This is a genomic window from Citrobacter sp. Cpo142 (assembly GCF_030332425.1).
Classification (GTDB): Bacteria; Pseudomonadota; Gammaproteobacteria; order Enterobacterales; family Enterobacteriaceae; genus Citrobacter; species Citrobacter portucalensis.
In genome coordinates, this window is record NZ_JAOWHW010000150.1 from 1 (window position 1) to 12,598 (window position 12,598).

Annotated in this window: 8 protein-coding genes and 1 pseudogene; 4 read left to right on the top strand and 5 right to left on the bottom strand. The window is 47.9% G+C overall.

The genetic code is table 11. The features are described from left to right. Nucleotides 1-267 precede the first annotated feature (267 nt). A complete protein-coding gene (locus tag OGY18_RS26370; RefSeq protein ID WP_000156887.1) occupies nucleotides 268-1,290 on the bottom strand; it encodes an IS110 family RNA-guided transposase in 1,023 nt (340 codons plus the stop codon). A gap of 84 nt (nucleotides 1,291-1,374) precedes the next feature. Then, nucleotides 1,375-4,352: pseudogene (locus OGY18_RS26375) on the bottom strand (Tn3 family transposase). A 167-nt stretch (nucleotides 4,353-4,519) separates the two neighbouring features. On the opposite strand from OGY18_RS26375, the gene OGY18_RS26380 reads away from it, so the two are divergent. From OGY18_RS26380 to OGY18_RS26395, 4 genes are all read left to right on the top strand, one after another. Next, on the top strand, nucleotides 4,520-5,179 hold the full coding sequence (locus OGY18_RS26380) for a recombinase family protein (protein WP_001567320.1): 660 nt from the start codon (nucleotides 4,520-4,522) through the stop codon (nucleotides 5,177-5,179). Between the two features lie 723 nt (nucleotides 5,180-5,902). Continuing rightward, a complete protein-coding gene (locus OGY18_RS26385) occupies nucleotides 5,903-6,553 on the top strand; it encodes a CPBP family intramembrane glutamic endopeptidase (RefSeq protein WP_001567322.1) in 651 nt (216 codons plus the stop codon). Between the two features lie 2 nt (nucleotides 6,554-6,555). Next, a complete protein-coding gene (locus OGY18_RS26390; protein WP_286554935.1) occupies nucleotides 6,556-7,809 on the top strand; it encodes an HlyD family secretion protein in 1,254 nt (417 codons plus the stop codon). Beyond that, nucleotides 7,809-9,986, top strand: coding sequence for a peptidase domain-containing ABC transporter (locus OGY18_RS26395; RefSeq protein ID WP_286554938.1), 2,178 nt, complete (start codon nucleotides 7,809-7,811; stop codon nucleotides 9,984-9,986). The genes OGY18_RS26390 and OGY18_RS26395 overlap by 1 nt, the downstream gene beginning before the upstream one ends. A gap of 143 nt (nucleotides 9,987-10,129) precedes the next feature. Here the strand turns inward: OGY18_RS26395 and OGY18_RS26400 are convergent, their stop codons facing one another. The 3 genes from OGY18_RS26400 to OGY18_RS26410 all read right to left on the bottom strand — a co-directional run bounded on the left by OGY18_RS26400 (nucleotide 10,130) and on the right by OGY18_RS26410 (nucleotide 12,348). Then, on the bottom strand, nucleotides 10,130-10,906 hold the full coding sequence (locus tag OGY18_RS26400) for an MBL fold metallo-hydrolase (RefSeq protein WP_001543759.1): 777 nt from the start codon (nucleotides 10,904-10,906) through the stop codon (nucleotides 10,130-10,132). 70 nt (nucleotides 10,907-10,976) lie between these two features. Next, nucleotides 10,977-11,930, bottom strand: coding sequence for a GlxA family transcriptional regulator (locus tag OGY18_RS26405; RefSeq protein ID WP_071704451.1), 954 nt, complete (start codon nucleotides 11,928-11,930; stop codon nucleotides 10,977-10,979). Between the two features lie 19 nt (nucleotides 11,931-11,949). Further along, the gene (locus OGY18_RS26410) at nucleotides 11,950-12,348 is read right to left on the bottom strand and encodes an ester cyclase (protein ID WP_000798353.1); all 399 of its coding nucleotides are present in this window, start codon (nucleotides 12,346-12,348) and stop codon (nucleotides 11,950-11,952) included. Nucleotides 12,349-12,598: the final 250 nt, after the last annotated feature.

The following is a 12,598-nucleotide window of genomic DNA, read 5'->3' on the forward strand; positions in this document are numbered from 1 at the left end:
TATTGTACTATAAGGACTTCCCCGGCATGTCAAAGCCGGTATTTATGGTTTCTGTCTGCTCTTCAGTAAAAATAAAGGGGAGAGACTGCGGTACTATAAACGGCCATGATGAATCGTCATCGATTCGGGCCCTGATGAAAGACGCGCGTGAGGTTCTTGTTCGTTAAGCGGATACGTATATCCTGTACAATAGCCAGATAGGCCTCACGGGGTCTAACCCTTTATCATCAACGAATTGCAGGTCAGATGGTTATACAGCTTCGAGCTTTAGTTGACTGAGTACAGCCGGAAATCATCACCGTAATGTAGTGATGCCCAACACAGCCGCGCATTTTTGGCGGCGATGGCCACAACAGCCCGCCAGTACCCTCTGCGCTCAACCAACATACAAACCCAACGGCTGAATGAGTCAGTCCTTTTCCCGGCGCCAATAAGCACTGAACGAGCCCCCTGAACCAGAAGCGTTCGCAGATACGAATCACCGGCTTTTGTGATCCTGCCGAGTTTCGACTTTCCCCCGCTGCTGTATTGTGATGGCGTCAGCCCCAGCCAGGCTGCCAGTTGACGTCCATTTTTAAAATCATGTGCATTACCGATACTGGCGACCAGTGCACAGGCCGTTGTGGGACCAACGCCCTTTAGCTCCATCAGCCGCTGACTGCGATGATCTGTTTTGGCTATGTGGGACAAAATTCGGTCATATTCAGTGATGTTAGCTTCAATGCGATCAACGTGTTCCATCAAATCATCAACACATTGCTGAACCTGAAGCGGTAAAGAGCTCTTCTGCACAGAAACCATGTGGCGCAGGGCATCAGCACTTTGTGGCGCGATGACACCGAATTCAGATATCAATCCTCGCAGACGATTATACGTTGCTGTTTTCTCTTCGATAAAACCCTGACGGGTACGATGTAAACACTGCATGGCCTGCTGGCTTTCGTCTTTCACTGGTACGAACCGCATATGCGGACGACGAACAGCTTCACAGATAGCCTGAGCATCAGCTGCATCATTTTTTCCTGATTTTCCGGCCATACGATAAGGCGATACAAACTTAGCAGCCATCAGACGTGGCTCATGACCATACTGCCGAAACAATCTTGCCCAGTAGTGAGCCCCGGAGCATGCTTCCATCCCGATAACACAGGGAGGCAAACTTGCAATTAACTCAGGAAGTGCAGCACGCGATACTTTAGGCTTAACCAGAACAGTTCTACCATTTTGATCAACACCGTGAACAGCAAACACATTTTTAGCAAGATCGATACCGACAGTCGTGATAGTCATAACGAATTCCTCCGGGACGATGTGTACCCCATGATTGCACAAGAGTTAATCAGGCGCATAATCAGGGGAAGTCCCTTCCATTCGTTAAGGCTGTTTTTTGACCTTCCGACTTTAGCTGGTCTCAACCGACGAAACTTACCGGAAGCCGGTATCCGGTTGCTTTTCCAGATATAATCACCTGTCAGATTGATGTGCTCCCAGCCTAACGGCGACAAATGCGACAGCAGTTGTTCGTTGATCTTTAGTCCTTTACGCTTCAGGGCATCGATCGCCCTTTCCATATACACAGTATTCCACAGCGAGATCGCAGCCGTCAGAAGCGTCAGTCCACTGGCGCGATAGCTCTGATTTTCAGGCTTTCTGTCCCTGATTTCTCCCAGCCGGTGCATAAATACCGCCCGCGCCAGTGCGTTACGTGCCTCACCTTTATTCAGCCCCGCCTGTACTCGCCGACGCAATGCAGGATCGCGGAACCAGTCAAGCATAAATAGCGTTCGCTCAATGCGCCCAAATTCTCTCAGTGCTTTGGCAAGTCCGTTTTGCTTGGGGTAGCTCGCTAGTTTTTTCAGCATCAGAGATGCTGTCACGGTTCCCTGCTTTATCGAGGTCGCCAGACGCAGTACTTCACGCCAGTGAATTTCGATCTCTTTCAGATTCAGGCTGGTCGTTGATATCAGTGACTGAAGCGCCGGGTACTGGTCCGCTTTCCCTTTGATAAACAGCTTTTTGTCGTGGAGATCCCTGATTCGCGGACAGAACGCAAACCCCAGCAGATGCATCAGGGCAAAGACATGATCGGTGAAACCTGCGGTATCGGTGTAATGCTCTCTGATTTCCAGGTCGCTTTCGTGGTATAGCAGGCCATCGAGAACATGGGTTGAATCCCTGACCCGACTGATTATGCAGGTGTAAAACGGGCTGTATTGATCCGAAATATGGGTGTAAAACTGACGTCCAGGCTCCTGCCCGTATTTCGGGTTAACCTGCCCTGCGTAGCGGCCAGAGCTGCCTGTTCTGAAATTTTGTCCGTCTGATGATGACGTTGTCCCGTCTCCCCAGAATGCCGCCAGTGGTCTTTTCCCCTGCGCGTTTACCAGCTCTGCGAGGGCGGCTGAATAGGTTTCGTCGCGGATGTACCATGCCTGGATATCTTCCAGTGATGATTTGGTGCTTCCGGGACAGGCTTCCGCCATTTTGGTCAGACCAAGATTGATGCCATCCGCAAGGATGGTGGTGAGGAGCAGGCGGGTATCGGGACGGGTAATGTCGTTTTTTATATGCGAAAAATGTCGGGTAAACGTCGTCCAGCTGTTTACCTCATCGAGAATTTCCGTGATTTTAGGGCGCGGTAGCATGCTGTAAACCAGCTCTGCCAGCGGTGAAACCTGCACCGGGACGCAGTTATCCAGCGGAGAGACTTTTACTCCCCTGTCAGATATTTCCACATCGGGCAGTTCACCAAGGGCTGCCATGGCATTGACCTCTTCAAGTCTGGACTGAAGCAGAGTCATACGGCTGGTAATGTACTCATGATTATCAGCTGATACGGGCAGGGGCAGCGCCGGTGTGAGTTTGTCAAAGTCCTTTTCGGGAATGAGGTAATCATCAAAGTTTTTGTAGCGGCGTGAGCCTTTAACCCAGATGTCTCCGGAGCGCAATGCCCCCTTAAGCTCGCTGAGCGCACAAAATTCATAGTACTGCCGGTCAATACCCGCAGGTGTAATCACCACCTTGCGCCAGCTTTCAGGGACAAACTCAAGCGGCGCTGTCGCCGGAACTTTACGTGACTGCTTCCGGTACATATCCTGGATCACAACCAGCGCATCAGCCAGAGGTTGCGCTGCCGGGGTGGCGACTAACTGTAAAGCAGACAACATGCGCGGGGCATATTTCCGTAATGTGCTGTATTTCTCAGTAATAATATGCAGCGGATCAAAATTATTTTTTCTGGCGAGATGGCGCGTTTCTTCCAGACTGGCGACAAATTCAGGCCATGGCAGTATGTTTTCTATTGCGAGCCATGGATCGCCACCGGAATCACGAGCTTCAAACAGTGCCTGGCCGATATCTATGTACTGCCTCAGTTTTGACTGGATCAGCTTTCCGGTCTGCTGAAGGCGCTCAGCCTGTGTTCTTTTGGCTTTGCTGAACAGGCTGTTCAGCATGCGTTCATGCAGCTCAATCACTTCATCTGTCAGTGTGGCTCTGGCTTCTTCCAGCACGCACACCAGGATCGCATGACGCCGGGCTGCTGAAAATCGGGTCAAATCCCGGCTGCTCATCTTTCGGCCTTCCCGCGCCAGTTTCAGCAACCGGTTCTGGTGAATGGTACGATCTATACCTTCAGGTAATGCCAGCAATTCAATGCTACTGAGCCGATCAAGGTGTTGCAGCACGTTCTTACCATTGATTTTACCCGGCGGTTGCAGAAGCCATGTCAGTCTGGAAGACTTATTATCTGAGGACTCAAGTAAACGATCCAGGGCATCCCTGTGAGCCGGAGTTAACGGGGCATTCAGGGTCTGAAATACGATTTCATCGCCGCCAGCCATGGCCTCCGCACAGGTACGCTCCACGACATCAATCGCGGGGATTATCACGTTGTTCTTCCGGAGCCAGACCAGCAGTTCTTCGGCCAGAAGAATACCTTTATCGGTGCGCGTCGCCATCGGCAGCAGGTGTGTAATACAGTCCTGCTGTATTTTGCCGGTGAACGATTTTACGCCAAGGTAGCGGTACAGTTCGGTTAAATGTTCGCGTCGCGTGGTTTCCCTGCCGGAAAGGTAAGCAGGCCAGAGATCCCCGGTAAGTTTTAGCCTGCTGGCGATATGCTTCAGCAGCATATCAGAGGGTGGGATTTTTTTATCCGGTGCAAAGCCGACATTTTTCAGATAGCAAAGAAGGACAGCAAAACCAAAACGGCTGGCGGGTTTACGGTGAGCACTGATAAGCGCCAGATCATGTTCACTGAAATAGGCCATTCGTGTCAGCGTTAACTCATCGTCCGGTAATGCCAGTAATGATTCTCTTTCCGACAGAGAAAGAATCTGCCTCCTTGCCATATAGTTTCCTTCATAAATTATTCTGTGCGGTATTTTTAACAAAAATGCTTATCGCATAAGGGTACACCCTGACGCTATAACTAAAACGTGACGGCACATCATGAATGAAATAACCTATATGCGATAGATTAAATGCAATAACCTAAATGCGATAACACGGTGAAAAAATGTTCATCAGAGCTTATTTAAGGGCATCGACGGAAGATCAGTTCGCCGATCGGGCAAAAGAGATGCTGGAGCAGTTCGTTCAGGAACGAGGCTATAAAATAGCCAGTTACTACCGGGAGAACATCAGCGGAACAAAACTTGACCGCCCGGAACTGGGACGCTTACTGATGGACAGTCACCACAGTGATATTTTGCTGGTCGAGCAGATAGACCGCCTGACCCGTCTGAGTAACAGCGACTGGATGACGCTGAAAAAGCAGATAGAACAACATGAGCTGCGGATTGTCAGCCTGGATGTCCCCACGTCATGGCAGGCGCTGTCAGATAAAGACCCTTCACAGACTGACCCAATCACCTGCGCAGTGATAACAGCTATCAATAATATGCTTATCGACCTGATGGCTGCGATGTCGCATAAGGACTGGCTGAGCCGCCGCCAGCGGCAAAAACAGGGAATTGAACGGGCCCATATACTGGGGAAATATCGAGGCAAACAGGCTGATCAGGAACGACATCAGAAAGTTCTGTACTACCGGGAGGTCAAGAAACTGAGCATCCGTGAAACGGCAGAAGCAACAGGCTACAGCACTTCACAGGTTTGCCGAATCCAGGCATATCATCGAGATAAGTTAGATTTTAAATCAATAAGTAATAAATAATGCAAGTTCCATTCAATAACACATGATAATAAATTTACATTTATTTACATAAATTCACTTTGTGCATACATTTTGGTCATGTAATAGTGAAACAGCACTTTATGTTAAAATTTATAAGAGGGATTTTTATGTCAAATATCAGAGAATTGAGTTTTGATGAAATTGCATTAGTCAGTGGTGGCAACGCAAACAGTAATTATGAAGGAGGCGGAAGTCGTAGTCGTAACACCGGAGCCCGTAACTCACTGGGACGAAATGCACCGACACACATTTACAGTGACCCGAGCACAGTTAAATGTGCTAATGCTGTCTTTAGTGGAATGGTTGGTGGTGCCATTAAAGGTGGTCCTGTAGGAATGACCAGAGGAACTATTGGTGGGGCAGTTATCGGCCAGTGTCTCTCCGGTGGAGGAAATGGTAACGGAGGCGGAAACAGAGCTGGTTCCAGTAATTGTTCAGGAAGTAACGTCGGTGGTACCTGTAGTCGATAAGTAAGTATCAACGGAGGATACTGCAGTGTTTATTAAATTATTGTCTTTTATATTAAGTTTATTACTGGGTTTTGCGCTATTAAGTGGTTCCTCCATTATTGATTTGTCATGGTTTTCGTTGCCTGAGGAATTTTCAAAAATAGTAATTACATTGATCACCTTGTTTTCCACTGCTAAATTTACAGATATAGTTTTAGCAAAAATAATAACCTTCATAAAGTGATGTTTTGTAATGGATGAACGTTCGAGCCAGTTTAGATATAGTAAATACAGCGCTATTATTTTTCTTGCAGTGGTTATTATATCAACTATTGTAACATTATCGCCAACCTTTACACTGCGTTATGTTGGACTGGATATTGCATTTTTCATTGTGTTCATTACAGAGATTCTAATTTCAACTCTTGTTTACTTATTTTACCTAAAGGAATTTCCTGAGTGTAGAATAAAAATAAGAACAGACTCAGCTACAGTTAAATTTTCAGCCCTGTCATTCCTTATAATTATTCTGATACAGTTAGCTGTTTACTGCTACAGAGACTATTTATATCATTACGAACCATCACAGATAAACTGGATAACAGTTTTAGTGATGACACTGGTCGTACCCTACTATGAGGAGATCGTATACAGAGCCTGTGCCTTTGGATTTCTGCGTTCAATTTTCAAGGAAAACATTATCATTCCCTGTGTGATAACATCTTTGTTTTTCTCTCTGATGCACTTTCAGTATTATAATGTTCTGGATCAATCAGTCCTTTTTGTTGTATCTATGCTGTTATTAGGGGTCAGAATTAAAAGCAGATCCCTTTTTTATCCTATGTTAATACATTCAGGCATGAATACCTTTGTTATATTATTAAATATTCAAAATATTTTATAACCATGAGTATATTCAGGGAGGAAGCATTAGAACATAACAGTGATACAGAGTACGGAGATATTGTCTTACCCGCGTCATTTGGCATGTCAATATGCGCCGTTGCTACATTACTTATATTTCTGAGCGTCTCATTATTAGTTTATTATGGTAGTTATACCCGCAAGGCTCATCTTACAGGTATAGTGATGCCTTCATCAGGACTGGTGAAAATCACACCGCAATATGCCGGATACGTCACCCGACAGACTGTTTCAGAAGGTCAGCACGTAGCTGCCGGTGAGCCTGTTTACCATATCAGCGGCGAGCATTACAACGGGCAGGGCACAGGTACACTGGCAGCCATGAGCATGTCCCTGAAGACTCAGTATGCCATGCTGTCTTCCCAGCAGACTCTGGAATTGCGTGACAACAGTCAGCAGCAGCAGGCCATACTACAGCGAATTGCCTCCCTGAAACCACAGATTAAAAGTGCAGAGCTGCGCCTGTCGCTTGCCGGGCATCAGGCCACGCTGGCCGTGTCCGTCATGGAGCGCTATAAAAAACTGGCTGGAACGCATTACGTATCAGATATCGAATACCAGCAGAAGCAAATTGACGTTTCTACGTCACTGCAAAACGTTGAGGATCAGCGTCAGGGGCTTCTGCAACTACACACTGCAATGGAGGCTGCTGAAGAAGATCTTAACCATCTCATCGTTCAGGGGGAAAGCCGTAAAGCTGAGCTGGACAGGCAGTTGCAGGGGATCAGGCAACAGCAGGACGAACTGGCCGGACAGGAGAACTTTACGCTGACGTCACCGGTATCCGGAACCGTTGCTGCCGTGCTGATCAGACAGGGACAGTCTGTCAGGGCATCTGAACCGGTCATGACTCTGGTTCCCGACAATGCTCGTCTGCAGATAGAACTCTATGCCACCAGTCAGAATGCCGGTTTTATTCAGCCGGGGCAGCGTGTTGCACTTCGGTTCGCCGCATTCCCCTATCAGAAGTTTGGCGTTCAGTACGGGACTATCCGAGAGATAAGCCGTACAACGCTGACCCCTTCGGATTTACTCTCCGTATCCCCTGTGACCTGGAAAGAGAATGAAGGGCACTACCGCGTCATCGTCGAACCTGAGAATACCTTCATTCTGGCTTATGGAAAACAGGAACCCCTGCGCCCCGGCATGACCCTTGAGGGGGATGTCAGCCTGGATACCCGCCATTTGTGGGAGTGGCTGACCGAGCCACTCTGGAGCCTGAAAGGAAAACTGTAATGGATACCCTTAAATGGACCGGGAGAAAACAGCTCCCCCTCATCCGGCAGACAGAGTCTGCGGAATGTGGTCTGGCATGTCTGGTCATGATGGCCTGCTGGCATGGTCTGCAGACAGATTTACCCACCCTGCGCGAACGTTTCAGTATCAGCACACAGGGGATGACCCTGCAGAGGCTGATAGAGTGTGCAGCCGGTATCCGGTTGTCCTCCCGGGCCGTCCGGCTGGAGCCGGAAGACCTGAAATCCCTTTCTCTCCCGTGCATTCTCCACTGGAACATGAACCATTTCGTCGTGCTTTATAAAGTTCGCGGGAGCAGGCTGGTTATCCACGACCCGGACAAAGGGAAGATAACGCTCTCCCTGCAGGATGCAGGAAAACATTTCACCGGTGTCGCGCTGGAGTTGACGCCGGCCAGTGATTTTACCGCCCGGGATGAAAGAAAAAAAATTCGCCTGCGCCAACTGACAGGCAGGACACCCGGGCTGCTGGCCGCGATGTCGCGCATCATCATTTTTGCCCTGGCGCTGGAAATCCTGACGCTGAGTAGTCCACTTCTCAACCAGCTGGTAATTGATGAAGTGCTGGTTGCCGCCGATCGAAGTCTCCTGACCGTTATAATCATTGCCCTGCTGCTGCTGTCAATGACCCAGATGCTGCTGTCGCTGGCACGCCAGTGGGCCAGTATAACTCTGTCCGTCAATTTTAACATGCAGTGGACAGCCCGGGTTTTCCATCATCTGGTGCGTCTCCCGCTGGGCTGGTTTGATGCGCGCAGTAAGGGAAGTATCAATGCCCGTTTTGAGGCCGTGGATACCATCCAGGAGGCGCTGACCACGCAGGTACTGGAAGGTATTCTGGACGTGTTGCTCGTGATAACTGCGCTCTGTATGATGCTGCTGTACAGTCCGGAAATGACGCTGATAGCCGTACTGGCAGCCATTATCTACGGTGTGCTGAGGGCGTTGTGGTATCCGTCCCTTCGACAGTCGGCAGAAGATGCCTGGGACGCAGGTGCCAGGGAGTCCGGGCATTTTCTTGAAACCCTCAACGGTATTCTGAGCCTGAGAATTAACGGCGTGACAGCGCACCGTGAGGCCGCCTGGCTGAACCTCAACATTGTTCGCAGGAATACGCAGCTGCGACAGAGCCGTCAGCTGATGTGCTATGACATTGCACACACCCTGACCGGCAGCGTGGTATCAGCGATTATTTTGTGGAAAGGTGCCGGGGAAGTACTGAACGGTACCTTCACCGTCGGCATGCTGGTTGCTTATTTGTCCTACCAGATGCGTTTTTCATCCAGTATCAGCAGCCTGACCGATAAGTATTTTTCCTGGCGTATGCTTGATATCTACAACGAACGCCTGGCTGACATTGTGCTGACCCCGACAGAAGACTATCAGCAACAACCCGCTCAGGAAGACAATGATACTTCTGTCTTCCCGTCCGTATTCCGGGGGGATGTGGCCGACGATGCCCGTGTTCCTTTATCCCTTGAGCATATAACCTTCAGCCACAAGGGAGGGAATAAACCGATACTCCGCGGGGTGTCGCTGACACTCCATCCTGGCGAGGTGATGGCCATTACCGGTCAATCCGGATGCGGGAAATCGACACTGGTGAAGCTTATCCTGGGGATCCACATCCCGGATGAGGGAACAATCAGGGCATTTGGCATACCGCATACCCACCCGGATTATTTTCAGGTACGTCAGCGAATCGGTACCGTACTGCAGGATGACCATCTTTTCAGGGGCTCCATTGCAGATAACATCATTTTTTTCAGTGGAGACCGCAATCATGAACGAATGATCCAGTGCGCCAGACTGGCACTTATCGACAGCGATATCATGTCTATGCCGATGGGGTATCAGACGCTGATTGGTGAAACCGGTGGAGGGCTTTCCGGAGGGCAAAAACAACGCATTCTGCTGGCCAGGGCTTTGTACAAGAAACCGGGATTTTTATTACTGGATGAAGCGACCAGCCATCTTGATGTTGAAAGTGAAATTCAGATAAGCCAGACACTACGTCAGCTGGGGCTTCCTGTCCTGCTGATAGCCCATCGCCCGGAAACCATAGCCTCTGCAGACCGGGTTCTGTATCTGGCAGACGGCTGCTTTATGGAGCTGAGGCACAAGCGCACCATTGATGATGGGCTGAACAAAAATTAACCTTAACGTACAATAATTTTCGATATCCAAACTGCCCCCAACTAAATCGGGTGACATAAAAAATTTCGAATGCTAAGAGGGCCGGCAGTCACCAGTAAAACCATAATGAGTAACTGCCTGATTAAAGTTGTGGGGATGTATAATTAAAGATTAACGACTTCACCATCTTCAGGGATACTAACCTGGTCAGTAATCTTATTAAGATCTACATACTCATGGATTTCTTTTCGGGTTTGTCCAAAATGATTTACAGATTCCATATGTGTGGAAATAATATGTGCTTTTGGAAGTATGTTATGTGTCCTTAGCACATCTTCTTTACCCATGATAATAGGCCCCAGATTTTCCACCTGCGCATATCCCGTATTCAGGATAACGATATCAGGCTGATATTTATGCATAACCTGCTCTACATCATTAATCCAGATAGTATCACCAACTATATAGATAGTCTTTTCGCCATCAGACTGGAGAATAACCCCCATAGCTTCACCTAATAGCTCTGCCGCAGCGGGGTTGCGGAATGCCTCATCACTACCATGTTGACAGTGAGTTGGAATTAAGCGAATTCCGGCGTATTCAATTTCATTATCAAGAACTTGTAGGTTAATAAATCCATCGCGGGCCAGTTCGTTTTTGTCTTCAGTATTCTGTACAAAAATAAGCATATCGCGAGGGATCAGCGCCCGGGCAGCAGCATCCCAGTGGTCATCATGCGTATGAGTAACAATAATAGCATCTACATCAATAACCTCTGATACCGGAAGAGGTAAGTCAACAAGAGGGTTCCGTAAATGGCGGTTCATCGTCAATGGAAAACCAGGGAATGAACCTTTTGCTGATAACATCGGGTCAATCAGGATTTTTTTTCCTGCATAATGAATAATTGCAGTGGCGTTACGGATCTGATGAAATTTCATAATAGAACTCCAGTTCTGTATTAACAGAACACAGTAAGAGGATTAATTTACTTTCCAGCTGGCAGAAGTTTTATATCGCTTCTGAACCCCTGAATGTTTTTCGCCATACGGACGGCGATACGCCAAATTTTGCGATAAACTTTTCCCGTAAAGATGTTGCGGAACTAAAACCAACCAGCTCAGATACCTTCTGTACAGAGTGGGCTGTAGATTCCAGTAATACCTGCGCTTCTCTCAGACGCTCCGTTGTTAACCAGTCAACCAGTGTCATGCCCGTCGACTGTCGGAAGCGGCGTGTAAAGGTTCGTCGGCTCATGCTAACGACTTCACAAAGTTCATCCAGCGTCCAGCGTCTGGCCAGGTCCTGGCGCAGCGTTTCAACCAGCAGAATTATCTGGCGATCCTTTGTTGCAGATGGAAAAGGCATCTGAATATACTGAGCCTGTCCCCCGTCCCGATGAGGCGGGATCACCATTCGCCTTGCTATCTGATTGGCAATATTGCTCCCGTACAACTCCCTGACCAGATACAGACAGCAGTCCATACCCGCAGCTGTACCGGCAGAAGTAATAATATTATCGTCAGCTACATAGAGCGCATTCATATCCAGGTGGGTATTCGGAAACCGTGACTGAAAATCACTCTCATACAACCAGTGTGTCGACGCGTTTCTTGCATCCAGTAGTCCTGAATAGGCCAGAGCATAGGCACCAAGGCACAAACCCACAATGGTGGCATTATGCTGTGCAGCTTCCCGGAGTGCTTCCGTTAACTGTGGCTCCGGTACAATGTCAGGCGATGGCCAGAAAGGAACTATAACCATGTCAGCAGTACGTAACACCGATAAGTCATATTCCGGTGTAATATGCATACCATGTGAGGTTTTTATAGTCTTTCCCTGCACGGAGCATAAAACAACGTTAAATAATGAATGGTCCGGGATAATATCTGCAAAAATTGCCAGTGGTACGGAGAGATGAAATGCACTGATATCATCGGTTATCAAAATGGCTATCTTTTTCATTTCATACTCTCCTGTAAGATTAACTAATCTGACGTACGATATCGTTATAATCAAAGTGCGCACGTTTTTCCTTAATTTTACCGCCTTCAATAGTCAGCAGCATCATCAGAGAAATACGTACTTTTTTCCCGGTTGGTTTATATCCGTGCATTTCATTATTGTGGATACCTTCAAAAACAACATAAGCTACGACTTTATCCGCTTCACTGATAAGAACTTCAGGCTTCATGCTGAAGCCCCGGAATCCATCAAGTGTGGCAGTTTCAGATGCGATAAAACCGTCAACTCCATGAATGGGGTTATCTATCTGTGAATAGAAAACAAAGTCACTGGAGCAAAGTGATTTAAGGGTTAAAAAATCATAACCTTCAAGAGCCTGATAAAAATCATGTACAAGTTTTTCATTTGAGTTTTTCATGGTCATTCACCTTTTTGTCTGGAGTAAGGACATTCTACGTGGTGTACACAAGTGAGTGCGAGTGACCAAAAAGACATTAATCAACATGATTGGGCCATTGTTATGAGAAAAAGGCTCCCCCCGCTGGGTTTCAACATCTGCCTGTGTTAAGCCCGCTCATAGCACATAGCAGGGCACTGTTGCAAATAGTCGGTGGTGATAAACTTATCATCCCCTTTTGCTGATGGAGCTGCACATGAACCCATTCAAA